Source organism: Bacillus sp. FSL M7-0003 (assembly GCF_038628485.1).
GTDB lineage: Bacteria > Bacillota > Bacilli > Bacillales > Bacillaceae > Bacillus > Bacillus safensis.
Window position 1 is genome coordinate 2,306,438 of record NZ_CP152024.1, and the last position, 23,845, is coordinate 2,330,282.

The 23,845-nt window shown below is 42.0% G+C and carries 25 protein-coding genes; 1 reads left to right on the forward strand and 24 read right to left on the reverse strand.

Features of this window, described 5'->3' with window-relative positions; genetic code table 11:
• Nucleotides 1-34: 34 nt before the first annotated feature.
• From MHI23_RS11805 to rpsU, 14 genes are all read right to left on the reverse strand, one after another.
• A complete protein-coding gene (locus MHI23_RS11805) occupies nucleotides 35-178 on the reverse strand; it encodes a YqzL family protein (RefSeq protein ID WP_003217288.1) in 144 nt (47 codons plus the stop codon).
• A 148-nt stretch (nucleotides 179-326) separates the two neighbouring features.
• The gene (era, locus tag MHI23_RS11810; RefSeq protein ID WP_007501305.1) at nucleotides 327-1,232 is read right to left on the reverse strand and encodes a GTPase Era; all 906 of its coding nucleotides are present in this window, start codon (nucleotides 1,230-1,232) and stop codon (nucleotides 327-329) included.
• The gene (locus MHI23_RS11815) at nucleotides 1,225-1,623 is read right to left on the reverse strand and encodes a cytidine deaminase (protein ID WP_008356263.1); all 399 of its coding nucleotides are present in this window, start codon (nucleotides 1,621-1,623) and stop codon (nucleotides 1,225-1,227) included. Before MHI23_RS11815 ends, era begins: the two co-directional genes overlap by 8 nt.
• 113 nt (nucleotides 1,624-1,736) lie before the next feature.
• Nucleotides 1,737-2,123 carry a diacylglycerol kinase family protein gene (locus MHI23_RS11820; RefSeq protein WP_024423020.1) on the reverse strand — a complete coding sequence of 129 codons (387 nt, stop codon included), beginning with the start codon at nucleotides 2,121-2,123 and terminating at the stop codon, nucleotides 1,737-1,739.
• Nucleotides 2,101-2,580, reverse strand: a complete 480-nt coding sequence (gene ybeY, locus MHI23_RS11825; RefSeq protein WP_342491976.1) for an rRNA maturation RNase YbeY — start codon at nucleotides 2,578-2,580, stop codon at nucleotides 2,101-2,103. Before ybeY ends, MHI23_RS11820 begins: the two co-directional genes overlap by 23 nt.
• A complete protein-coding gene (locus MHI23_RS11830; protein WP_342492473.1) occupies nucleotides 2,581-4,695 on the reverse strand; it encodes an HD family phosphohydrolase in 2,115 nt (704 codons plus the stop codon).
• Nucleotides 4,696-4,806: 111 nt separating this feature from the next.
• Nucleotides 4,807-5,766: a PhoH family protein gene (locus MHI23_RS11835; RefSeq protein WP_024423023.1), complete on the reverse strand. Its 960-nt coding sequence runs from the start codon at nucleotides 5,764-5,766 to the stop codon at nucleotides 4,807-4,809.
• A gap of 3 nt (nucleotides 5,767-5,769) precedes the next feature.
• Nucleotides 5,770-6,960, reverse strand: coding sequence for a sporulation protein YqfD (gene yqfD / locus MHI23_RS11840; protein WP_024427959.1), 1,191 nt, complete (start codon nucleotides 6,958-6,960; stop codon nucleotides 5,770-5,772).
• Between the two features lie 18 nt (nucleotides 6,961-6,978).
• Nucleotides 6,979-7,260, reverse strand: a complete 282-nt coding sequence (yqfC, locus tag MHI23_RS11845) for a sporulation protein YqfC (RefSeq protein ID WP_012010618.1) — start codon at nucleotides 7,258-7,260, stop codon at nucleotides 6,979-6,981.
• Between the two features lie 205 nt (nucleotides 7,261-7,465).
• Complete coding sequence (locus MHI23_RS11850; protein WP_342491977.1) at nucleotides 7,466-7,963, reverse strand: hypothetical protein; 498 nt, start codon at nucleotides 7,961-7,963, stop codon at nucleotides 7,466-7,468.
• Between the two features lie 31 nt (nucleotides 7,964-7,994).
• The gene (floA, locus tag MHI23_RS11855; protein ID WP_024423026.1) at nucleotides 7,995-8,987 is read right to left on the reverse strand and encodes a flotillin-like protein FloA; all 993 of its coding nucleotides are present in this window, start codon (nucleotides 8,985-8,987) and stop codon (nucleotides 7,995-7,997) included.
• 27 nt (nucleotides 8,988-9,014) lie between these two features.
• The gene (locus tag MHI23_RS11860) at nucleotides 9,015-10,328 is read right to left on the reverse strand and encodes a nodulation protein NfeD (RefSeq protein WP_039180060.1); all 1,314 of its coding nucleotides are present in this window, start codon (nucleotides 10,326-10,328) and stop codon (nucleotides 9,015-9,017) included.
• A gap of 141 nt (nucleotides 10,329-10,469) precedes the next feature.
• Nucleotides 10,470-10,919, reverse strand: coding sequence for a GatB/YqeY domain-containing protein (locus MHI23_RS11865; RefSeq protein ID WP_024423028.1), 450 nt, complete (start codon nucleotides 10,917-10,919; stop codon nucleotides 10,470-10,472).
• A gap of 14 nt (nucleotides 10,920-10,933) precedes the next feature.
• Nucleotides 10,934-11,107 (reverse strand): 30S ribosomal protein S21, encoded by a 174-nt coding sequence (gene rpsU, locus MHI23_RS11870; protein WP_003152957.1) that lies wholly within the window; start codon nucleotides 11,105-11,107, stop codon nucleotides 10,934-10,936.
• Between the two features lie 182 nt (nucleotides 11,108-11,289).
• On the opposite strand from rpsU, the gene MHI23_RS11875 reads away from it, so the two are divergent.
• Nucleotides 11,290-12,219 (forward strand): Na/Pi symporter, encoded by a 930-nt coding sequence (locus tag MHI23_RS11875; RefSeq protein WP_024423029.1) that lies wholly within the window; start codon nucleotides 11,290-11,292, stop codon nucleotides 12,217-12,219.
• Between the two features lie 41 nt (nucleotides 12,220-12,260).
• Here MHI23_RS11875 and mtaB read toward each other — a convergent pair whose 3' ends face one another.
• The 10 genes from mtaB to MHI23_RS11925 all read right to left on the reverse strand — a co-directional run bounded on the left by mtaB (nucleotide 12,261) and on the right by MHI23_RS11925 (nucleotide 23,833).
• Nucleotides 12,261-13,619 carry a tRNA (N(6)-L-threonylcarbamoyladenosine(37)-C(2))-methylthiotransferase MtaB gene (gene mtaB, locus MHI23_RS11880; protein ID WP_024423030.1) on the reverse strand — a complete coding sequence of 453 codons (1,359 nt, stop codon included), beginning with the start codon at nucleotides 13,617-13,619 and terminating at the stop codon, nucleotides 12,261-12,263.
• Nucleotides 13,619-14,389 (reverse strand): 16S rRNA (uracil(1498)-N(3))-methyltransferase, encoded by a 771-nt coding sequence (locus tag MHI23_RS11885; RefSeq protein WP_224426893.1) that lies wholly within the window; start codon nucleotides 14,387-14,389, stop codon nucleotides 13,619-13,621. Before MHI23_RS11885 ends, mtaB begins: the two co-directional genes overlap by 1 nt.
• A 23-nt stretch (nucleotides 14,390-14,412) precedes the next feature.
• A complete protein-coding gene (prmA, locus tag MHI23_RS11890) occupies nucleotides 14,413-15,348 on the reverse strand; it encodes a 50S ribosomal protein L11 methyltransferase (protein ID WP_191097531.1) in 936 nt (311 codons plus the stop codon).
• A gap of 22 nt (nucleotides 15,349-15,370) precedes the next feature.
• A complete protein-coding gene (gene dnaJ / locus MHI23_RS11895) occupies nucleotides 15,371-16,504 on the reverse strand; it encodes a molecular chaperone DnaJ (protein WP_024423033.1) in 1,134 nt (377 codons plus the stop codon).
• A gap of 165 nt (nucleotides 16,505-16,669) precedes the next feature.
• A complete protein-coding gene (gene dnaK / locus MHI23_RS11900) occupies nucleotides 16,670-18,508 on the reverse strand; it encodes a molecular chaperone DnaK (protein WP_024423034.1) in 1,839 nt (612 codons plus the stop codon).
• 24 nt (nucleotides 18,509-18,532) lie between these two features.
• Entirely contained in the window at nucleotides 18,533-19,090 is a 558-nt protein-coding gene (gene grpE / locus MHI23_RS11905) for a nucleotide exchange factor GrpE (RefSeq protein ID WP_024423035.1), read from the reverse strand.
• Between the two features lie 63 nt (nucleotides 19,091-19,153).
• Complete coding sequence (gene hrcA / locus MHI23_RS11910) at nucleotides 19,154-20,185, reverse strand: heat-inducible transcriptional repressor HrcA (RefSeq protein WP_003217350.1); 1,032 nt, start codon at nucleotides 20,183-20,185, stop codon at nucleotides 19,154-19,156.
• A gap of 81 nt (nucleotides 20,186-20,266) precedes the next feature.
• Entirely contained in the window at nucleotides 20,267-21,406 is a 1,140-nt protein-coding gene (gene hemW, locus MHI23_RS11915; protein WP_024423037.1) for a radical SAM family heme chaperone HemW, read from the reverse strand.
• 114 nt (nucleotides 21,407-21,520) lie between these two features.
• On the reverse strand, nucleotides 21,521-23,359 hold the full coding sequence (gene lepA, locus MHI23_RS11920) for a translation elongation factor 4 (protein WP_024423038.1): 1,839 nt from the start codon (nucleotides 23,357-23,359) through the stop codon (nucleotides 21,521-21,523).
• 141 nt (nucleotides 23,360-23,500) lie between these two features.
• A complete protein-coding gene (locus MHI23_RS11925; protein WP_034622832.1) occupies nucleotides 23,501-23,833 on the reverse strand; it encodes a YqxA family protein in 333 nt (110 codons plus the stop codon).
• Between the last annotated feature and the right edge of the window lie 12 nt (nucleotides 23,834-23,845).

Consider the following 23,845-nt stretch of genomic DNA (forward strand, 5'->3'; position numbering starts at 1 on the left):
TGTCTACACTCCGAGCGCTGGAGGGGGTCAAGAATTATAAGATTGGAAAATCAAATCGTGCTATTTCTTCTTCAAGTACATCGGGTCTTTCCAGGTTCTCCTTTTCTAACTCTTTGAAAAGCAGATACGTGTCAACGCTTCCTGTTTGTGAAAATACGTTCCATGTAAAATTCAACATAAAAACCCCACCTTTCTTTATTAGAAGCAGCAACGCTACATCCAACATATTAATTTTATCTTGACCAGGCTACCTCCATTTCATGATAAACAATTTTTACTAATCGAACCGCACCATTGTCATATTTGCTGACAAATGCAGCGATTTTTTAATATTCGTCTTCTCTAAATCCGAAGTCACGCAGGTGAGTGGATTTATTACGCCAGTCCTTCTGAACTTTGACCCAAAGCTCTAAATACACTTTTGAGCCTAGAAGTGCTTCAATGTCTCTGCGCGCTTTTTGTCCCACTTCTTTTAACAAGCTGCCTCGTTTACCAATGACGATCCCTTTTTGCGAATCACGTTCTACGACAATGGTCGCCGCGACATGGATCTTGCCATTTTCATCTGGCTTAATCGATTCAATCGCAACCGCAATACTGTGCGGAATCTCTTCTCTCGTTAAATGCAGCACTTTTTCACGAATTAATTCAGAAATAATAAACCGTTCTGGATGATCTGTTACTTGATCTGCCGGATAAAATTGAGGGCCCTCTGGAAGATAACCTTCAATCTGCTGAAGAAGCGTGTCGATATTGTTTCCTTCAAGAGCTGAAATGGGCACAATTTCCTTGAATGGATAACGTGTGCGGTATTCATCAATTAAAAGGAACAGTTCATCTGGATGAATTTGGTCAATTTTATTGACGACTAGGAACACCGGTGTAGATGTTTGCTTTAGTCGTTCAATGATGAATTCATCACCTTTGCCATAGCCTTCCTGTGCGTTGATCATAAACAAGATCAGGTCGACTTCCTTCAGTGTATTTTGAGCCACCCTCATCATAAAATCACCAAGCTTATGCTTAGGTTTATGAATCCCCGGTGTATCGATAAAGATCGTTTGTGATGTGTTTGTTGTCAGAACACCTTGCACTTTGTTTCGCGTCGTTTGGGGCTTATCGCTCATGATGGCGATCTTTTGTCCAATGACACGATTAAGAAAAGTTGATTTCCCTACATTTGGTCTTCCAATAATTGATACAAATCCTGATTTGAAGCTTTCGTTAGTCATTTAAATCCTCCGGTGAAAATGCGCCTGGCAATAGTTCGTTTACTGTTGTTTCGTATATATGGCCTTTTAAGTTCGTTAGAATCACTGGCATATCAGGTGCACATAGCTCTGAAATGACCTGTCTGCATGCGCCGCACGGCGAAACAGGCCGGTCTGTATCAGCCACCACTGCTAACATTTGAAAAGATGTAATGCCTTCTGAATAGGCTTTAAAAAGTGCTGTTCTTTCCGCACAATTACACATACCATATGCTGCATTTTCAATGTTGCAGCCGCCATACACTTTTCCATCATTCGACAGTAATGCTGCACCGACTTTGAATTTAGAATAGGGTACATATGCAAAATCTCTTGCTTTGATTGCTTCTGAAATCAATTCTTGTTTGTTCATTCCTAGTTCCCACTTTCAGAAGAAATGGTACCACTGTCACATTTATATTTTACATAATTCACGTGACATTTTCACGCCCATTTCTAAAAATGTTAATAAATAGTAATATTGTTCTATTGCATGATCTTCGGTAAGAAGATGATCAACCCAATCATAACCGAAATCGCGGCGTAAACGCAAACAGCGCCTGCCGCAGCGTCCTTCGCTCTCTCTGCAAGCGGGTGTCTTTCTTCTGTCATCAGATCCACTGTATGTTCAATGGCTGTATTGACAAGTTCAAGCGCAAACATCCCCCCGCAAAGAAGAAGAACGATCAGCCATTCAAATGGGTCAATGCGGAACCAAAAGCCGCAGATCACCACGATGATGGCTGCGACTGTGTGAAATCGAAAATTCCGTTCATTCAAGAAAGTTCGCCATATTCCTCTAAATGCATAGTAAAAACTCCGAAAAAAACGGGCGAGCGGCCTTCTTTTCTTACGATGATCTCGAAAGGCCATAATCATCCAAAATTTTTGTCTGTTTGGCGAACATTTCTTTTTCATCTTCCTCTGTCATATGATCGTACCCGAGCAAATGGAGGAAGCCATGAATCGTTAAGAATCCAAGCTCTCTCATAAAGGAATGTCCATATTCCTCTGCCTGCTCTTTCGTTCGATCCACACTAATGATAATGTCACCAAGTACAGGCGGGATATCATCCGCTCCTATGATTTCAATCTCCCCTTCTCCTTCTTCCTCAAGTGCAAAGGAGATCACATCCGTTGGTGCGTCTTTTCCGCGGTATTCTTTATTGATTTGATGAATCTCTTCATTCGAAACGATCGTCACTGACACTTCCGCTTGCTCCTTGACCTCAAGTTCGTCTGCAGCAAACTGAAGAAGCTTTTCCACTTCTTCAAGCTGCTCTTTTGATACTTGTCCTGTTTCATCTATTAAATCGATTAACAATGTCATTTACTTCACCTTCTGCTTCGGGGCATCTGGATATTCAATCCGAGAATGGAAAATCCCCTTTAATGTTGTACAAATCGTTTGGCTGATAATATTTAATTCTTTAAATGTGAGGTCACATTCACTAAATTGCCCGTCCTGCATTTTATCTGAAATAATGCCTTTGACAAGCTTTTCAATCCGCTCTGGATTTGGATTATGCATGGAACGAACCGCCGCTTCAACGCTGTCAGCCACAGAAATAATCGCTGCTTCTTTTGACTGCGGCTTTGGACCAGGGTAACGGAATTCTTCTTCTGTCACCTGATCATCACGCTCTTTCGCCTTATAGTAAAAGAACTTTAAAAGAGACTTCCCGTGATGCTGTTCGGCAATGTCGACAAGTTCTTCAGGAAACTTCTTTTCTCTCAGCATATCAGCGCCATCTGTCGTATGGGCAATAATAATATTTTTACTCAGCTGAGGAGAAAGCTTGTCATGCGGATTATCAATGTTCATTTGGTTTTCGATAAAGTATTGCGGTCTTTTCGTTTTCCCAATGTCATGATAATAAGCGCCGACCCTTGCTAAAAGACCATTTGCGCCGACTGCTTCACATGCGGCATCCGCTAAATTCGCCACCATGACACTATGATGATATGTACCTGGTGTCTCGGTTAAAATCTTTTTGAGCAGCGGATGATTTGGATTGGATAATTCAATCAGTTTCATTGTGGAAAGAATACCAAACATGCTCTCAAAAACAGGCATTAACCCAATGACCAAGATAGATGATGCAAACCCTGACACAATCGCCATCATGAGGTTCACACCGATTTCAAGCCCTGATGGTGAAGAGTTTTGGATCAGTGTAATAGATAAAACCACAAGTACATTCACCAAAGCCACCAAAAGCCCGGCCTGCAATATTTTTGATCTTGCATTATGTTTTCTTAAAAATAAAATACCAGCCATCCCGCTCACAAGATAATAAGCGCAGATCACATAGTTAAAGACGCCGGTTACTCCTTGATTAAACATCATACTGCCGCAAAGAGCAAATACAAGACCGGAGAAGATCGCTAACCGCTCATTAATGAGCAGCTTGATCAGCATCGTGCCAAGTGCCACTGGCACGACATAGCCTATCGTCGTATACTTCGTTTCCTGGAAGAGGCTGAACACTTCCATGATAATTAATATAATCGTGAAAATAAGCGAGTAAAGCAGTAATGACTTATTCTTATGGACAAGCGATTTTTTCCTCGATTCAAGGGAATGAATAATCGCTGCTAAGAAAAGTCCAATTAATATGAGAAGACCACTTACAGGCTTAAATAAATTTGAGCTGTTTAACAGACCCGTCAGTTCTAATTTGCGATAAACTTCCCGGTCGATGAGCTCTCCTTCTTCAACTAAGATTTGCCCCTGCTTAATTTGCACAGGCTGAATATTGTCAGCCGCTTCCTGTCTTTTCTTTTCTGTTGCCACTGGGTCAAATACATAGTTTGGAATGATCGCAAATTCACCGATTTCTGTCGCTGCATTTAAGTATTTTGATGGAATTGAATTGTTTTTAAGCTCTGTTTTGACTTGTTTTTTCTCATCTTGTAATTTCGCTGCTGTGATTTCTTTACTCATCAGTGAATTCACCACTGTGATGATGGAATCCTTAGTAAATGAGAGATTTTCATCACTTGCCTGGAGCAGTGCTTTGATGGATTGATCCGAAACAGCCTCCTGCATATCTGTTGTGAGCTTTTCTTTGACACGCTTGACCATTTCTTGATCTGATGGCGCGTTCTCTTTATCATCAGCTGCTTTCTTCTCTTCTTTAATGGCTTCAAAGAGGGATGAGATGAGGTCTACGCGATTATCAGAATACGCTTTTTTGAGCGTATATTGATCTTCTACATGATCTGTTGCTTCTTGTTTCTTTTCTTCTGTCGCTTCTTGATCATCAACGGTTGACGGAGAATAGATGGTCTGTTCGCTCACTGAAAATAAATCTAAGTCGAGCGATTCAGGCTTTACATGGAAGAAGAGTACCACGAATAAAATGGCTGCTAAACCAGCGTACAGCAAAACATTTAAATAACGTGAGCGCTCCATTTTCTGAGGTTCTTTTTTAGACAGCATTCTTTTGCGCTTACTGCCTTTTTGATTCTTTCTCAAGGAAAGTACCTCCTTTTTTACTTTAAACCACGATCGAAACAAAATGACCCGATGAAGACGATCGGGTCACTCAGTTCATTTTTGCTTTTCGTATGCGCCAATGATCTTCGCCACAAGCGGGTGTCTGACCACATCTGTCTGATCTAATTCAATAAATGAGATGCCCTTGATCTCTGCAAGCATGTCCTTTGCAGCCGCAAGACCTGACTGCATGCCCTTTGGCAGATCAATCTGTGTAATATCTCCTGTAATGACCATTTTAGAGCCAAACCCAAGTCTCGTCAAAAACATTTTCATTTGGGCAGGTGTTGTATTCTGCGCTTCATCTAAAATCACAAATGCATCATCAAGCGTCCGGCCTCTCATATAGGCAAGGGGCGCTATTTCAATCACGCCGCGCTCGATTAAACGTTCCGTATGATCACTGCCAAGCACATCATGCAGGGCATCATATAGTGGTCTTAAATAAGGATCTACTTTTTCCTTTAGATCACCTGGTAAAAAGCCAAGGCTCTCTCCTGCTTCAACAGCTGGTCTTGTCAGGATAATCCGTTTTACATGTCCATTTTTCAGTGAATGGACCGCATTGACGACTGCCAAATACGTCTTCCCTGTACCAGCGGGTCCAATTCCAAAGACCAGGTCATCTTTTTTCATCGCCGCAGCATATTCCCGCTGGCCGATTGTTTTCACCCTGATCGATTTTCCTTTGGCATTTTTCGTAATTTCATCTTCATACATATTTTCAAAATAATTCAGCTTGTTTTTTTGCGCCATTTTAATAGCATAAACGACATCCCGTTCAGATATCTCAATTCCTTTACGGATGAGATGTAAAAGAGATGTGATCAAACGGCTTACTGTATCTCTTGATGCTTCCTCACCAGAAACATACACTTTTTCTCCACGCGTAATAATGGAGACGTTCAGCTCGTTTTCCATTAGTTTCAGATAAGCATCTTGATTGCCAAATAAAGCAATCGCTTCGTTTGGGCTATCCAATTTTTGTTGAATCTCAAGTAAATGTTCTGTCATTCTCTAGTCTCCCTGAACAATAGGTGTTGGTTGAACAATATCTTCTATTACTTGGTAAAGGATGATTAACTTAACTTTACCATTCCCTGTTGTCTCGTGCAAAACTTTTTCACTTTTCACCTCTCCTGTTTGACCTAGCTTCTCTTCTAATTCTTTTTTACCCATTTTAATCCCTGCTTGAACCGCTTCTTTATTTGTGTATTCTCGATTTATTTTCTCACTTTCGCGTGTAATTTCCTTTTCATAAGAGAATGGGAGCTGCATGTTTAAGAAATGAAGCGGATGAACTTCTGTTTCTGTTTTTGGCTGCTTAAAATCATCCTTTTTAAAAGAAAAGCCCCAAAATGGCAGTGAGCCTCCAAATGCGGAGAGCTTGTGCTTTGTCTTCATTTTACCCGTAAAGACGTCAAAAGATGTTCGAAGAGGGACAGAAACTTCAGAACGATACCACGTTTCACCATAGATTTTCGCTTTGGCTCCTACCGTTTTTTGCTGATCTTCGCTGCCAATGAGTCCAGAGACAAGCATCTGTCCTTTCTTTACATGTTCATCAACCGCGGCAAGCGGCTCTCCTTTTTCCACATACATTCTCGTGATGACAGCCTTTTTCTTGGCGACGATATGCTGAGGACTCGTGTATTTTTCTTTTTCAGGTTCATTTTTTTCCACAACTTTCATTTGAAAGGTTGTGCCGTTTAGTTCAACGCCAACCCATGTGATGCTTGGAATATTGGTTGTCAGGGATTTTTGAATTTTTTCAGGTGTTCCCATTAGAAACTGAAAACGTCCTTTTTGCACCCCGATGTCATCTAAATGCTTTCTCATTTGATGTTCAGTTTCTGGATTGGCTCCTTTAATATCAATTTTCCATACCATGTTTGAAAGCGCCAATATCGTCACTAGAAAGCATACAATCCCAAGGGTAAATCCGATATTCTTCCTTGACCATAGGAGTAGAAATGGAAAGCCCTTTTTTTGATGAAATGAACATGTCACGTCATGATGTCTGCGTACCTTTCTGAAGGCATGTACATCTGATAAGCGAATAAATAAGCGCACGCTGTCTTGACGGCGGCTCACTTGAAACATTGTGATCCCCTGCCTCGTGCACTCATTAATGAGCCGCTCAATGCCATTTCCTTTGATCTCCACTTCCACTCTGCCAATAAAATAGGCGAACCATTTATTCTTCACGCTTCTCCCCTCCGTCAGTTAAGAATCAATATAACGGACCTCATCGATTTTCCCTTCTAATAAAATCTCTTCTGGCAAAATCGTTTTAATCACAAAATCTTTCCCTGAAATAATGCATTGTCCCTGTTTGAGCATCAGCCTTACCTCTTGATCACTGAAAAGCAAAAGCCCTTTATGGTTCTCTATGTAAATGTGGAGTCTGCCAACCATCGTAATACGGGGAAGATCCATCATCACGTCTGGAGGGATTTCAAGTGTTCTTGTCAGCCATGCTTTAAGTCGATTTTTTCTTTTTCCCATTCAATAAGAACCCCTTCCCACCTCATGTGTATGAGATCAAACTGAAAGATGGTGAGACTGATGAGAAAGCCTCTATATCATCCTATTCCTCAGGGGTTCATATCATGCTAATGAATCCCGTAAAATAGCCTTTTCAGCATTTTCTTTAAGAAAAATCGTCATCAGGCAAAAAAAGCCCCCTTTATGAAAAAGGGGGCTTTCTTCTTTATCTTTTATATGGCCGTTTCATCGTTCTGTGCGGCTTTTTCGCGCGCGGCTCTCCAAATACTTCTCCAAGGATCATTCCTTGAACAATTGTATCTTGGTTCAGCTTCTCAATGAATTTTGGCCTCATTTCAGCAGATGCAGCCTTTGGCCTTGTCAGCTCTCTTTCAAGCGATTGGAACTCTTTGTTCAGCTCGTTTTTTCTTTCTTCCATTTCGGCAAGTGTAGCCGTATAGCGATCTTGTAAGGACTGAGAAGTTTTTTTCTTCATCCCGCCATGATCATGCACATCGCCGAAATCGTCCAGCTGATCGGTCACGACTGGATCTGGTCTTGTTTGCTTTGTTTGCTTTTGGGGCACCTGCTTACGCTGAGGAGCGGGCTTCTTTTGCTGATTCTGCCCTTCGTTCTCCTCTTGTTTGCCGATCTTCCCAAAGACGGCAGAGATGATACCGATGATAATCGCAATTAGTAGCGGATTTTCAAATAAAATGTCCAATGGGCTCCCTCCTTAAAGCGTGAGAGGATGCTTATTTGTTTTCATTATCAGATGGACCTTTTGTCATTTTGCCAAATGAATCTCTCATATCCGTATCAGCATCGATATTCTTAATGTTCATGTAGTCCATGACACCAATATTGCCTTCACGTAATGCTTCAGCCATTGCAAGTGGTACTTCAGCCTCTGCTTCAACGACTTTCGCGCGCATTTCTTCAACTTTCGCACGCATCTCTTGTTCTTGTGCAACAGCCATTGCGCGGCGTTCTTCTGCTTTCGCCTGTGCAATGTTTTTGTCTGCTTCTGCTTGGTCTGTTTGCAGAATTGCCCCGATGTTCTTACCGATATCAACATCTGCGATATCAATCGAGAGAATTTCAAATGCAGTACCTGAATCTAATCCTTTCCCAAGAACCGTTTGAGAAATCATATCAGGATTCTCAAGAACCTTTTTATGATTATCTGATGAACCGATTGTAGAGACAATCCCTTCACCTACACGGGCAATAATTGTTTCTTCCCCTGCACCACCGACAAGTCGGTCGATGTTTGCACGAACTGTAATACGTGCTTTTGCTTTGACTTCAATCCCGTCCATCGCAACACCAGAGATAAATGGTGTTTCAATGACTTTAGGATTTACACTCATTTGAACTGCTTCAAGTACATCACGGCCTGCTAGGTCGATGGCTGCACAGCGGGCAAAGTTCAATTCGATATTCGCGCGTTGAGCTGCAATTAATGCGTTCACAACTCGGTCCACGTTACCACCTGCAAGATAGTGGCTCTCCAGCTGGTTAATCGTCACATCAAGACCTGCTTTATGTGCTTTGATGAGCGGGTTGACCACTCGGTTTGGAATCACTCGGCGCAGTCTCATTCCTACAAGTGTAAAAATGCTCACTTTTACGCCAGCCGCTAGGGCAGAAATCCACAGCATCACCGGTACAAAGGTGAAAAAGATCGATAGAACAATCAAACCTGCTGCGATAATCACAAATAATAGTAAAGTAGATGGATCCATTTTATTCCTCCTCTAAAATCAGTATATCTATACTTTCCTCACGACAATGCGTGAGCCTTCCGCTTTCACAATTTTTACTTGTTCATCTTTATCGATAAATGCACCTTCTGACACTACATCAATGCGCTCATCTCCGAGTACGATCGTACCAGATGGACGAAGTGCAGTGGCTGTCACTGCGATTTGCCCAACAAGATCTTCTCTTGTTTCATTTGAGACATAACCGCTTTCCTTATTGGTTGAATCGGTTAAAATGAACTTTTTAAAGAATTTCATACGTTTCCCCAACACCTTTGTCAATAAAATAACTGCTATGATTGAAACAGCAGTGGCAATCAAGATGGAAATCGCCATTTCTGTAAAGCTTCCAGCTGCTAAAAATAAGCTGACAACGACACAGATCAGTCCAATGACACCTACGATTCCCCCTGGCAAAAACAATTCCAAAATGATGAGTGCAATCCCTGCTAAAAACAGGAACAACGTCTCATATCCTGCAAAACCTGCCACGAGATGACCATAAAAGAATAGAAGAAGCGCTGTCACTCCCATGGTGCCCGGGACCCCAAAGCCAGGAGAATAGAGTTCAACAACTAACCCTAAACTTGCAATGGATAAAAGGATTGGAATGACAATTGGGTGCGTAAGAAAACGCGCAACCTTTTCAGCAAAGCTCACTTCATCGTATTGAACAGAAGCATCTTTTAATTTCAGCTTCTGAAGCAAGTCATCCATATTTTTTGCTTCTCCTTCTGCATAACCGAATTTAAGCGCCCGGTCTGTGTTGAAGGTGAGCAATTCTCCTTTTGGTGCACCGGCTTCTTTTGCGTCTATATCTATATCCGCCATGGCAAGAGCATACTTCGGATCACGCCCCTGCTTTTCGGCAGCATCACTCATTTCAGCAAGCCATAGAGATTCAGATTTTTGATCGGCAGCATTGCCTTCTCCATCGATGATCGCAGCAGCCCCCATCTTTCCATTCGGGGTCATATAAATTTGATCGGCATTTAGCGCGATGAAGGCCCCGGCTGAAAGCGCTCTATGATTGACAAACGCTGTCACTGGGATATCGGAAGCACGAATCGTATCTGCGATCTCAAGCGCTGCATCGACTGCACCACCCGGTGTATTGATGTCGAGAATAATATGCTTCGCCCGCTCCGACTTTGCCTGCTCAAACGATCGTTCAATGAATTTAGAAAGTCCTTTTTCTACTGTATCTTCAATTGGGATAACATGAACTTTCTGATCTGCTGATTTCGCGGTCAATTGAACCCCTAATAACAAGCATATTATAAAACAACTGAAGAGAGCAATAGAAATTTTTATTTTTTTCATCTATTTGGTGATCCCTCCTCTCTTTCTTCCATTTTACCGTTCCTTTACATACGTTACAAATGTATCATAGGTTTCATTTTTATATGACAGAATCACGAGGGCATAAAAAAAGTACCCTTCTAACAATAGAAGGATACTTTTTTATTGAGACAGCTGCTCGCTGACAAGTCTGTTAATGACAGCTCCATCAGCTTTACCTTTTACTTTTGGCATAATAGCGCTCATGACTTTACCCATATCAGCCTTCGAGGAAGCACCTGTTTCAGTAATCGTTTCTTTCACGATCGTTTGCAGTTCTTCTTCAGAAAGCTGTTCAGGTAAATAAACGTCTAATATGTCAATCTCTTTTTGAACTTTATCTACTAAATCTAAGCGATTAGCTTTCGAAAATTCATGGAGGGAGTCTTTACGTTGCTTAATCTCGCGGGAAAGGACGGTTAGTTCCTCATCGCCGGTCAAACTGTCTTTCTTAAGCTTAATTGCTTCATTTTGCAGCGAAGCCTTTACCATACGAATGACAACAAGCTTGTCTTTCTCACGGTTTTTCATCATAAGCTTCATATCAGAATTTAATTGCTCAAGAAGACTCATAAAATCCACCCTCTTTAGAATTTACGTTTTCTAGCAGCTTCAGACTTTTTCTTGCGCTTTACGCTAGGCTTTTCATAAAATTCACGCTTTCTTGCTTCTTGCAATGTTCCAGTTTTGGATACACTGCGTTTAAAGCGACGAAGAGCATCTTCAAGCGATTCGTTTTTTCTAACGACCGTTTTTGACATTCTCTTTCCCTCCCTCCGAATACACCAATCGACTGCATTAAAAAAAGATATACATGCAAAACATGTACCTAGACATTATAATATAAGCCCAGTGTGAGGTCAACTAAGTGATTTGGAAATATATTTTCGTCATGAGCAGGTAGACAAGTCCATATATTCATTGGTAAGAGGAGGACTTTTCTATGATGGCGATCATTTATTTTTGTGCACTTATTTTCATTTTTTTATGGTCAATGGGCTTGCTGAGAAAAGGATTAATGGCGCTTGCTTCGTCTCGTATTGAGAAATCACTTCTTCTCTTTACAGATCACCCGGTCAAAGCATTCTTGGTCAGCATTGTGTTTACAGGGGTTCTACAAAGCAGTTCAGCGTTTATGGTTATCGTCATTGGCTTTGTCAGTACTGGCATTCTCTCTTTTAAAAAATCGATCCCAATGATTCTTGGAACCAATATCGGCTCCACGTTTACGACAGAATTTATCGCCATTAAAATGGACGTGTTCATGTGGGTTTTGATCATAGCCGGTCTTGTATTTATCCTTTTTGGCAGGACATCTTTTAGACATGCAGGTAAAAGTTTATTTGGGCTCGGGATGATCTTTTTTTGCATACAAGGCTTTTCGAAAATTGCAGGGATGATGACAAGCCAGCCTGAGACATTGCGTTTTCTTGAAATGATGCAGCATTCAGACTGGACAGCGCTGCTTTCGGGTACCATTTTCACAGCAATAGTTCATTCGAGCTCAGTCTGTATCGGTATTTTAATGGGATTTATGAATGAGGGAACTGTGGCACTTCAGGAAGGTATCAGCTTTGTGTTGGGGTCCAATATTGGGACATGTATTACGGCTGTGATGGCTGCGATATCCGGCGGCTACGCAGCACGTCAAACGGCTTATGCACACGTCGTGTTTAATGTGCTTGGGGTTCTTTTATGCCTGCCGTTTCTCGCCCTGATCACAGAGGTTGTCGCCCTTCTCGCAAGTTCTCCTGCCCAGCAGATTGCGCATTTCAGCCTGCTGTTTAATGTGGCAAGCTCTCTCCTCTTCTTTCCGTTCATTCGACCTTTTCACGGATTGATCTTGTGTCTCATGCCGAATCAGTCAAAATAAAAGAAACCGGCTTGCCCTTTTGGCTGCCGGTTTTTTATCTATTATGAGGTCATTCTCACTTTGTCTGGCTGCACATCATCGCTGATGCGAACGAATTGTCCTTCGTTATAAGGATAGCCCGCTTTCGTAATTTTCACTTTGACCAGACGGCCGATCATGTCCTCTGTCCCTTCAAAAACAACTTTCATGTAGTTATCGGTATAACCAACATAAAGATTGTGGTTTCCTTCTTGTTCTTTGAAGGATTCTTCCGGAATAATCTCTAGCACATCACCTTCGTATGCTGATGCATACTCTTTCGCAAGCTGGTCAGAAAGAGCGATCAAACGGTGGACACGTTCGTTTTTCACATTCTCATCCACTTGATCTTCCATTCTTGCAGCCGGGGTACCTGTACGTTTGCTGTAAGGGAATACATGCAGCTCAGAGAATTGATGGTCTTTGACAAAATTGTACGTTTCCAAGAACTCTTCTTCTGTTTCCCCAGGGAATCCAACGATTACATCAGAGGTGACAGCAAGTCCTGGCAATGCTTTTTTCAGCTTTGTTAAACGCTCCGCAAAGAATTCCATCGTATATTTACGGCGCATTCTTTTCAGCACAGTATTTGAGCCAGATTGAAGCGGGATGTGTAAGTGTCTGACAATTTTATCTGACTGATCAAGCACTTCAATCACTTCATCTGTAATTTGACTTGCTTCAATAGATGAAATACGGATTCGTTTCAAGCCAATAACACGTTCATCTAATTCTCTCAGAAGCTTTGCAAAGTTATAATCCTTTAAGTCTTCTCCGTATCCGCCTGTGTGAATACCTGTAAGCACAATTTCTTTATAGCCCGCATCAACAAGCTGCTGCGCTTGATTGATGACCTCTTCTGGATCACGAGAACGAAGAAGGCCGCGCGCCCAAGGAATAATGCAGAATGTACAGAAATTGTTACAGCCTTCTTGGATTTTTAATGAAGCGCGCGTTCTGTCTGTGAAGGCAGGAACATCAAGTTCTTCAAACACACGTGCTTTCATGATATTGCCAACCCCGTTGATCGGCTGTCTTTCTCTGCGGTATTCTTCAATATAGCCTAGTAATTTATGTCGGTCCTGTGTTCCAACCACAATATCAACACCAGGAATCGCCATGATTTCTGCTGGTGATGTTTGCGCATAGCAGCCTGTTACACAAATGACACCATCCGGGTTATGACGAATGGCTCTTCTAATGACTTGGCGGCTTTTCTTATCGCCTGTATTCGTGACCGTACATGTATTAATGACATATACGTCTGCTTTTGATTCATACTCTTTTCTTTCATAGCCAGCTTCTTTAAACAGCTGCCAGATCGCCTCTGTTTCATAGTGGTTGACCTTACAGCCAAGTGTATGGAACGCTACTGTTCCCATCATGATTCACCTCTTAATAACTCTGTTTGATAAGATATAGCAGAAAGCGCATATAAAGGAGCAGTTTCTGTTCTTAAAATGCGTGGTCCAAGCCCGCAAATGACTGCACCAAGCGTTTCAAGCTCTTCAATCTCCTTTTCTGCCAAACCGCCTTCAGGGCCAAAAACCACTAGCAAGGTTTGTCCGCCTTTCATCTGTTGAAGCACAGTTTGAAAACGGCTTTGCTCTCCTTCTTTCGATGATTCTTCGTATGCAACGACACATTTATCGAATTCACCAGCTAATTGCGTCAGCTCTTTAAACGTTGATACTGAATAAACACGGGGAATGATATTCCGGTAGGACTGCTCGGCTGCTTCTTTCGCAATTTTCTCCCAGCGCTCTCGTTTTTTATGTGACTTTTTTTGGTCAAGTTTTGTAATAGAACGAGCCGCTTGAAACGGGATAAAAGCACTTGCGCCAAGCTCTGTGCCTTTTTGGATAATGAGCTCAAGCTTATCTCCTTTTGGAAGACCGCTTGCAATCGTCACCCTAATCGGAAGTTCTCTGTTCTGATTTGTCCAGCTTTCAAGGTGGCAAATCACTTCTTCCTTTGTTATTGTATCAATTTTACTGAGCGCTTCAAAGCCGTCTGTCGTTAAACAAAGGATTTCCTGCCCTACTTTCATCCGCATGACATTGGAAAGATGATGTACATCTTCACCTTTTATAACGATGGCTCCCTTTAACGTCACTTCTTCTTTCGTGAGGTCGATAAAATATCGTTGCATACGTGTCCTGACACCTACTCGCTTTATTTTTTCGCTATAATGCTGACCCAATCTTCCATTGACAGCACTTCAACAATGTCAAAACCTGCTTCTTCTAATGCTGTTTTGACCTGTAATTTCTTTTGTCCAATGATGCCTGATGTAATGAAATAGCCATCTTTCTTCAATAGGTCATAGGCTTGATCTGTAAAGCGCAAAATCACTTCTGCCAGAATGTTGGCGACAATCACATCACGCTCACCTGAAATCCCATCAAGCAAATTGTTTTGTTTGACCGTCACTTGTTCACTTACACCATTTAATTCGATGTTTTGTTTCGCACTTTCTACCGCAACGGTGTCGAGATCAAAGGCTTGAATGTCCTTTGCACCAAGCATCGCTGCTGCCACACTTAAAATTCCAGAGCCTGTTCCAACATCAATCACCGTATCGTTTTCCTTCACGTAGCGCTCAAGCGCCTGAATGCAAAGGACGGTTGTTGGATGCGTACCTGTTCCAAATGCCATTCCAGGATCCATTTCAATAATCAGTTCATCAGAATGAACCGGTGTATATTCTTCCCACGTTGGAACGATGGTGAATTTTTCAGAGATTTTCACAGGATGATAGTATTTCTTCCAGGCGGTGGCCCATTCTTCTTCATTTACTTCACAAATTGACAGTGTATTGCGTCCAAGGTCAATATCGTATAGAAGAAGATTGTTGATGGCTTCTTTGATCTCATCTACCGTTTCCATCAAAAAGCTGTTCATTGGAAGATAGGCTTTCACAATGACACCTTCATCCGGATAGTCATTCGGATCGAGCTGGTAGATCTCACCGTATACATTTTCACGTTCCTTGACTAAATCAAGCGGGTCCTCAATCACGACACCACTTGCACCTGCTTCATGCAAAATATTGGTGATCGGTTCCACCGCTTCATTTGTTGTATGGACGCTAATTTCTGACCACTTCAATACTACCAACTCCTTATCCGTCTTACTCGCCTTTAAATGCGCGTTTTACCTTATCGAAAAAGCTCATTTCTTGTTCGTCTGGTTTATTTCCGCTCACTTCAGCAAATTTTCTAATGATATCTTTTTGATTGTCTGTTAAATTTGTCGGTGTGACAACACGTACAACGATATGCTGATCGCCTTGGCCGTAGCCGCGTACATTTTTCACACCTTTTCCTTTGAGTCTAAACTTCGTGCCAGTTTGAGTGCCAGCAGGAACTTTTAATTTTACTTTTCCGTGTAATGTCGGCACTTCAATTTCGTCACCTAGTGCAGCTTGGGCAAAGGTGAGCGGCATCTCGCAGTAAATGTCATCTCCATCACGTTCGAAGAATTCATGCGCACGCACATGGAACACAACAAATAGATCGCCTGGAGGTCCGCCATTTACACCTGGTTCACCTTGGCCAGACACTCTGAGCTGCTGGCCATCATCAACACCTGCAGGGATCGTCACGTTAATTTTCTTACGCTTACGCACTTTGCCAGATCCGCCGCATGTTGAACATTTATGGTCAATTTGTTTCCCTGTTCCGCTGCAGTAGTTACATACTCTGCGGTTGACCACTTTACCAAACGGAGTGGATTGCTCAACATTTAATTGACCAGAGCCGCCGCAATGTGAACAGGTTTTTGCCTGCGTACCAGGCTTTGCACCTGATCCATGACATGTTTCACAAGTTTCTTCACGAGGGATTTCAATGGTTGCTTCTTTTCCAAATGCCGCTTCTTCAAACGAAAGCGTCATTGTATATTGCAGATCCGCTCCTTGGCGCGGTGCATTTGGATCTCTTCTTCTGGCTCCGCCGCCAAAAATACTAGAGAAGATGTCATCAAAGCCGCCGAAGCCGCCAAAGTCTCCTCCCCCGCCAAAACCGCCGCCGCCAAAGCCTTGGTTAGGATCGGTATGACCGAACTGGTCATAATGCGAACGTTTTTGATCATCAGAAAGGGTTTCATAGGCTTCTTTTACTTCTTTGAATTTCTCATCTGAGCCAGCTTCTTTATTAATATCAGGGTGATACTTTTTTGAAAGCTTGCGGTATGCCTTTTTGATTTCGTCCTTTGAGGCGCTCTTACTTACGCCAAGCACTTCATAGTAATCACGCTTACTCATCTCTTCACACTCCCGATTTTCTCACATAAATACGATTGTATCATTTTGATTTAACCTTTTTCAATTCCTTTCATCGTTGAAAAGAAAAAAAGTCAAAGCCAAGAGATCCTGACTTTGACTTTCTGACGAGTACGTTTCAGCAGTCTTTTTCAAAAGTAAAGGTGATTATTTTTTCTCTTGATCGTCGTTTACTTCTTCGTATTCTGCATCCACTACATTGTCATCTGCTTTTTGAGCACCTTCAGCGCCTTCTTGCTGAGCTTGTGCTTGTTTTGCAGCTTCTTCATAGAGCTTTGTCGTTAATTCTTGAACGATTGTTTGCAGCTCATCTTTTTTCGCTTTGATGTCTTCAAACTCGCCTTTTTCGATCGCAGCTTTTAGCGCATCTTTCGCGTCATTTGCTTTTTTCACTTGCTCTTCATCGATTTTGCCTTCTAGATCTTTTAATGTTTTTTCAGTTGTAAACACTAATTGATCTGCTTCGTTGCGCACTTCGATTTCTTCTTTTTTCTTCGCATCTGCTTCAGCATTTTCTTCTGCTTCTTTTACCATTTTTTCGATCTCATCATCAGAAAGACCTGAAGAAGATTTGATTGTGATGTTTTGCTCTTTGCCTGTACCCATATCTTTCGCACGTACGTTGACAATACCGTTTTTATCGATATCAAAAGATACTTCGATTTGCGGTACGCCGCGTGGTGCTGGCGGGATATCAGTCAATTGGAAGCGGCCTAATGTTTTGTTATCTGCAGCCATTGGGCGCTCACCTTGCAGGACATGGATATCTACAGCTGTTTGGTTGTCAGCAGCTGTTGAGAATACTTGAGATTTACTTGTTGGAATTGTTGTATTGCGTTCAATCAGCTTCGTGAATACGCCGCCCATTGTTTCAATTCCTAAAGAAAGTGGTGTTACGTCAAGAAGAACAACGTCTTTGACATCCCCTGTGATCACTCCACCTTGGATCGCTGCACCAAGTGCAACTACTTCATCAGGGTTTACACCTTTATGAGGCTCTTTGCCTGTTTCTTTTTTGATTGCTTCTTGTACTGCAGGAATACGAGTTGATCCACCAACAAGGATGACTTTATCAATCTCGCTAGCAGATAAACCAGCATCTTTCAGTGCTTGACGTACAGGTGTCATTGTACGCTCTACAAGATCTGCAGAAAGCTCTTCGAATTTAGCACGTGTTAACGTTAATTCAAGGTGAAGAGGTCCTGCTTCTCCAGCTGTGATAAATGGCAGTGAGATTTGTGTAGAAGATACACCAGAAAGATCTTTTTTCGCTTTTTCAGCAGCATCTTTTAAACGCTGAAGCGCCATTTTATCTTTAGAAAGGTCAATGCCATTTTCTTTTTTGAATTCAGCCACTAGGTGATCAATGATAACTTGGTCAAAATCGTCTCCACCTAGACGGTTGTCCCCAGCAGTTGAGCGCACTTCAAAGACGCCGTCTCCAAGCTCAAGGATCGATACGTCAAATGTACCGCCGCCAAGGTCGTATACAAGAATCGTTTGATCTTCTTCTGTTTTATCTAAACCATACGCAAGTGCAGCTGCTGTTGGTTCGTTGATGATACGTTCTACTTCAAGACCAGCAATTTTACCAGCATCTTTCGTTGCTTGACGTTCTGCATCGTTGAAGTAAGCAGGAACTGTGATAACAGCTTTTGTTACTTCTTCGCCAAGATAGCCTTCAGCGTAAGATTTAAGGTGCTGAAGAATAATCGCAGAGATTTCCTGCGGTGTATAGTTCTTGCCTTCAACTTCTACTTTATAATCAGTACCCATATGTCTTTTAACAGACATGATCGTGTTCGGGTTTGTAATTGATTGACGTTTTGCTACTTCACCCACTTGGCGCTCTCCGTTTTTAAAAGCGACAACAGATGGTGTTGTACGTGCTCCTTCAGCGTTAGCAATGACTTTTGGCTCGCCGCCTTCAAGTACTGCAACACATGAGTTTGTTGTTCCTAAGTCAATCCCAATGATTTTACTCATATTCGATGACCTCCCATTATGTAGTTATTGATTTACTTTTACCATTGATGGACGAATAACTCGGTCTTTGAGTTTATAGCCCTTTTGCAATTCTTCTACAACGATATTTGAATCGTAGTTTTCATCTTCAACTTGCATGACGGCTTGATGAAGGTTTGGATCGAACTCTTTGCCGACAGCTTCAATTGGTTCAACGCCTTCATTTTTCAACGCTTCTACCAGCTGGCGGTAAACCATTTGCATTCCTTCTAACAAACTTTTCGTCTGCTCATTGTCTGGATCAATTCCAAGCGCTCTTTCAAAGTTATCAAGAGCTGGGAGAAGATCACTGACAACATGTTGAGAACGATATTTTTGCACGGTCTCCACTTCAGTTCGAGCACGGCGTTTATAGTTTTCAAAATCTGCTTGAACACGCAGAATTTTGTTTTCTTTTTCATCTAGAAGCTGCTGCAATTCATCGATTTTTTCTTGGAAGGCAGACTGTTCATCATTTGTTACTTCCTCAGTATCTGCTTGAACTGCTTCTTCTTGTGCTTCAACCTCTGCTTCTTGCTCAGGTGTCTGTTTTTCTTCTGACATTGTGTTCACCTCCCTCAAAAGATTCAAAAATACGAAGGGGCTGTGCCCCTATCTTTTATCACCCTACTCATCATACAAATTGGAAAGTGCGTTTGACAAGTCTTTTGATACATGATGCAAGAGACTGACAACCCTGCCATAATCCATACGGGTTGGACCAATGACGGCAATGGAGCCGAGTGATTTTTGATCAATCGAATAAGTAGCTGTGATTAAGCTGCAGTTCTCCATCGCTTCCAAATTGTTTTCTGAACCGATTTTAATGGTGATTCCTTGTTGATTTGGATGAAACAGCTGCATGACATCATTCTTTTGCTCAATAAGCATCATGAGTGAACGGATGCGGTCAATGTCATGAAACTCCGGCTGATTCAACATATTAATCTTCCCGCCAAAGAAAAGTTTTGATTCATTTTGAGTCGATGTAAATGTATTGCCGAGTGCATCTAAAATATGATCATAATCTTTTAAATGCGTACGAAGAAGCATCACAACTTCTTTATACATTCTGTCCTTCAGCTGATCCATCGGCACTCCGGCTAGGCGGCTGTTTAAAATATTCATCAGCTTCTCAATATCGGAGACATCGAGATGCTCAGAGAAGGTAATGGTTTTGTTTTCAACATGTCCGCTGTCTGTAATCATGATCGCCACTGCTTTGTTTGGCTGAACAGGGACAAGCTGAATTTGCTTTAATCGATTTTCACTTAGCTTTGGACCAAGCACAATCGATGTATAGTTTGTGAGATCTGATAAAATTTCCGCCGATTTTTGAACTGTCTTTTCCAGCTCAAAAATTTTCTCCTGAAAGGCCGACTGGATGAGCACAAGCTCTTTAGACGACAGTTTTCGCGGAGAGAGCAAATGATCTACATAATAACGATATCCTTTTTCGGAAGGAATTCTTCCTGATGAAGAATGGGTCTTTTCAATAAAACCAAGTTCCTCCAAATCAGCCATTTCGTTTCTAATCGTCGCAGAGCTGAATGTAATGTCTTCTTTTTTAGAAAGAGTCCTTGATCCAACTGGCTGCGCCGAACGAATAAAGTCATTAATGATGACTTGCAGAATCAAAAGCTGACGATTTGTTAACATCATCATCACCCCTGTTAGCACTCTCTTTCAACGAGTGCTAATTGTATAAACAAAATTACCAAACTCAAATTAAAATGTCAATTATAACTCACCGAGAAACGCTTGAAATACTTCATTGCCTAACAATTTTCCTTTTCTTGTTAAACGTATCCCCTTGTCATCTTTTACAATGAGGCCTTTTTCTTCTAAATCTTCAAGAACAGTGGAAAAAAGTGCTTCTGGTGCAGCACCATATTTTGCTTGGAAATCAGCGCTTTTCACCCCTTCGATTTTTCGAAGACCTAAAAACATTTCCTCTTCTATTTGCTCTGCTTTTGTGACCTGATGTGTTTCCTTATACGGAAACCCTGTTTGGTCAATCAGCTCCAAATAATGTTTCACCGGCCCTGCGTTCACATTTCGGATGCCATCTACATACCCGTGTGCGCCTGCACCAAAACCGAAGTAATCTTCATTGCTCCAATAGGTCAGGTTATGCTGGCTTTCAAAGCCAGGTTTGGCGTAGTTGCTAATTTCGTACTGCTTTAATCCATGGCGCTCCATTTCATCCATCACAAGCTCATACATTTCAGCCTCACGTTCTTGCGGCGGTAAATGAAGTTTTCCTTTTTGCATTAAGTTATAAAAAACGGTTTTCGGCTCGACGATGAGTGAGTAAACCGAATAATGCTCTGCCCCCAGCGAGAAAGCCGTCTCAAGTGAATTCATCACATGATGCTTTTCTTGATGCGGCAAGCCAAACATGAGATCGAGGCTAATATTGTCAAATCCAACCGCTCTAGCTCGCTCAAAGGATGTAAGGACATCCTTCTTTTGATGAACTCGTCCAATTTTCTTGAGTAAATCGTCTTCAAAAGTTTGAACGCCAAAGCTCAGCCGATTCACGCCGGCTGCTTTAAGCACATGCAGTTTCTCAAGCGATAATTCATCTGGGTTTGCTTCTACTGCAAATTCAATCAGATTTTTTGTCGGCTTTAATACGCTGTGAATGCTGTTCATGAGCTTGTCTAGCTGACTGACAGTCAGTGATGTCGGAGTTCCCCCGCCAATAAAAATTGTCTTTAGTTCCTGCTCGCCTTTTTGCTCGATCGTGTGCTGCATCTCTTTCTCAAGAGCCGCTAAGTATTCGTCGACTGGCTGCGTTTTGATGAAAAATTTATTGAAATCACAATAGTGGCAAATATGCTCACAAAATGGAATGTGAATGTATGCTGCTTTCATTAGATGACACCTTCTTTACAGGTAAAGAGCCGCAGTTTATCGCTGCGGCGTCTTTGTTTGTTATCGACTATAAACGTCAAGGCAGACATTGTAAAGCAGGTAGCCTTGAGGATGTTATTTTTTTGGTGTGCTGTCGTCCATCTTCAGCACAGCCATAAATGCTTCTTGCGGGACTTCAACAGAGCCCACTTGCTTCATGCGCTTTTTCCCTTCTTTTTGCTTCTCAAGAAGCTTTCTTTTCCGGGAAATGTCTCCACCATAACATTTAGCAAGTACGTTTTTACGCATCGCTTTAATGGTGGAACGAGCAACGATTTTTTGACCGATCGCTGCTTGAACCGGCACTTCAAAGTGCTGGCGTGGAATCAGTTCTTTTAGCTTTTCTACGATGATCTTGCCTCGTTCATATGCATAATCGCGGTGAACAATAAAGGAAAGGGCATCGATTTTTTCGCCATTCAGCATGATATCCATCTTCACCAGCGTCGAAGGACGATAGCCAATCAGCTCATAATCAAAGGACGCATAGCCTTTTGTGTTGGACTTAAGCTGATCAAAGAATTCGTATACGATCTCTGCCAAAGGAATTTCGTACACAATGCTCACGCGGTTCGCATCAAGATATTGCATATCAATGAAATTCCCGCGCTTTCCTTGGCAAAGCTCCATCACAGAGCCTACATAATCATTCGGCACCATCATTGTTGCTTTTACATACGGTTCTTCAATTCGCTCAATCTTTTGCGGATCAGGCAGATTGGACGGGTTATCTACGACAATTTTTTCTCCATCTGTCATATATACATCATAAATAACACTTGGCGCTGTCGTAATCAGATCAATTTTAAATTCACGTTCAATCCGTTCCTGGATGATTTCCATATGAAGCATTCCAAGGAAGCCGCAGCGGAAACCGAAGCCAAGTGCTTGGGATGTCTCTGCCTCATATTGAAGTGAAGAATCATTTAATTCAAGCTTTTCTAACGCTTCACGTAAGTCGTTGTATTTCGCTGTATCAATTGGATAAAGTCCACAGTATACCATTGGGTTTAGCTTTCTGTATCCCGGCAGTGCTTCTTTCGCAGGGTTTTCCGCGCTTGTAATCGTATCCCCTACACGTGTATCACCGACATTTTTAATCGCAGCGGTTAAGTAGCCAACATCTCCAACGGTGAGTTCGTCTGTTGGCATGGCTTTTGGTGTGAAAACGCCAACTTCAAGTACTTCAAATTCTTTCCCCGTCGCCATCATTTTAATTTTCTGACCCGGTCTGACGGTTCCTTCGACAATTCGTATGTAAGCAATAACGCCGCGATACGCATCGTAAAGAGAATCAAAAATAAGGGCTTGAAGTGGTGCTTCTGGATCTCCAGCGGGAGCCGGCACCTTTTCAACGATTTGTTCTAAAATATCCTCGATTCCAATACCCGCCTTAGCAGAGGTAAGAACAGCTTCAGACGCATCCAACCCGATGACATCTTCAATTTCTTCTCTTACACGCTCAGGCTCTGCACTTGGCAGATCGATTTTGTTGATAATCGGAAGAATTTCTAAGTTGTTATCAAGAGCTAAATAAACGTTCGCAAGTGTCTGTGCTTCAATTCCTTGTGCTGCATCTACTACAAGAATCGCACCCTCACAGGCAGCTAGGCTTCGAGATACCTCATAGGTGAAGTCGACATGCCCTGGTGTATCAATCAGGTGCATGATATATTCTTCCCCATCCTTCGCCTTATACTTCAGCTGGACAGAGTTTAATTTAATCGTTATGCCGCGTTCACGCTCTAAATCCATGGAATCAAGCAATTGTTCTTTCATTTCCCGTTGAGTAATCGCCGCTGTTTTTTCCAAAATACGGTCCGCCAATGTGGATTTCCCATGGTCAATATGGGCGATAATGGAGAAATTTCGAATTCTTGATTGCCGTTCTAATCGTTTTTCTTTATCTGTCACAATCTATCACTCCTACTATAAAACGCGGGTTGCGCTAGGTTAGATTATATCAATAGGGCTGTAAAGATTCAATCGAAATCAAGAAAAGCCGCTTATCGGTCAGCGGCTTTGATCAAAAGGGTGATATCTCATGAAATTCGTTTATTTCCCATTCACCCAATCATAAAGAGAACGGGCTGCATGTGTCATGCCATCAGACAGGGCTTTTCCTGCCTTGGAAAAGGCATTAAAGCCCTCTATTTCCTCCAGCTGTTTTTGTTTTTCGGCAAGATCCTTTTCTGTAACAGCCGTTCCTAAGATAGAAGCTTCCTTCTCTTCATTGTCGTTTATTTGAATGGAGAAAGCTCCTTTTAATTGCGGATCATGGTAGCCCTTCATTTGCAGCATGCCATTATTCGCTTGCTGCATTCCTAAAAAGACACCAAACAGCAAGACCAATCCTAAAATAATGGTTTTTCCAATAAATGAGCCCATCCCCGTCACCAC

Bases quoted from the DNA above. Each gene is read 5' to 3' on its own strand.
- MHI23_RS11805 (WP_003217288.1), bottom strand. From the start codon at position 178: ATGTTGAATTTTACATGGAACGTATTTTCACAAACAGGAAGCGTTGAC.
- era (WP_007501305.1), bottom strand. From the start codon at position 1,232: ATGACTAACGAAAGCTTCAAATCAGGATTTGTATCAATTATTGGAAGA.
- MHI23_RS11815 (WP_008356263.1), bottom strand. From the start codon at position 1,623: ATGAACAAACAAGAATTGATTTCAGAAGCAATCAAAGCAAGAGATTTT.
- MHI23_RS11820 (WP_024423020.1), bottom strand. From the start codon at position 2,123: ATGGCCTTTCGAGATCATCGTAAGAAAAGAAGGCCGCTCGCCCGTTTT.
- ybeY (WP_342491976.1), bottom strand. From the start codon at position 2,580: ATGACATTGTTAATCGATTTAATAGATGAAACAGGACAAGTATCAAAA.
- MHI23_RS11830 (WP_342492473.1), bottom strand. From the start codon at position 4,695: ATGCTGTCTAAAAAAGAACCTCAGAAAATGGAGCGCTCACGTTATTTA.
- MHI23_RS11835 (WP_024423023.1), bottom strand. From the start codon at position 5,766: ATGACAGAACATTTACTTGAGATTCAACAAAAATTGGATAGCCCAAAC.
- yqfC (WP_012010618.1), bottom strand. From the start codon at position 7,260: ATGGGAAAAAGAAAAAATCGACTTAAAGCATGGCTGACAAGAACACTT.
- floA (WP_024423026.1), bottom strand. From the start codon at position 8,987: ATGGATCCATCTACTTTACTATTATTTGTGATTATCGCAGCAGGTTTG.
- MHI23_RS11860 (WP_039180060.1), bottom strand. From the start codon at position 10,328: ATGAAAAAAATAAAAATTTCTATTGCTCTCTTCAGTTGTTTTATAATA.
- MHI23_RS11865 (WP_024423028.1), bottom strand. From the start codon at position 10,919: ATGAGTCTTCTTGAGCAATTAAATTCTGATATGAAGCTTATGATGAAA.
- rpsU (WP_003152957.1), bottom strand. From the start codon at position 11,107: ATGTCAAAAACGGTCGTTAGAAAAAACGAATCGCTTGAAGATGCTCTT.
- MHI23_RS11875 (WP_024423029.1), top strand. From the start codon at position 11,290: ATGATGGCGATCATTTATTTTTGTGCACTTATTTTCATTTTTTTATGG.
- mtaB (WP_024423030.1), bottom strand. From the start codon at position 13,619: ATGGGAACAGTAGCGTTCCATACACTTGGCTGTAAGGTCAACCACTAT.
- MHI23_RS11885 (WP_224426893.1), bottom strand. From the start codon at position 14,389: ATGCAACGATATTTTATCGACCTCACGAAAGAAGAAGTGACGTTAAAG.
- dnaJ (WP_024423033.1), bottom strand. From the start codon at position 16,504: ATGAGTAAGCGTGATTACTATGAAGTGCTTGGCGTAAGTAAGAGCGCC.
- dnaK (WP_024423034.1), bottom strand. From the start codon at position 18,508: ATGAGTAAAATCATTGGGATTGACTTAGGAACAACAAACTCATGTGTT.
- grpE (WP_024423035.1), bottom strand. From the start codon at position 19,090: ATGTCAGAAGAAAAACAGACACCTGAGCAAGAAGCAGAGGTTGAAGCA.
- hrcA (WP_003217350.1), bottom strand. From the start codon at position 20,185: ATGTTAACAAATCGTCAGCTTTTGATTCTGCAAGTCATCATTAATGAC.
- hemW (WP_024423037.1), bottom strand. From the start codon at position 21,406: ATGAAAGCAGCATACATTCACATTCCATTTTGTGAGCATATTTGCCAC.
- MHI23_RS11925 (WP_034622832.1), bottom strand. From the start codon at position 23,833: ATGGGCTCATTTATTGGAAAAACCATTATTTTAGGATTGGTCTTGCTG.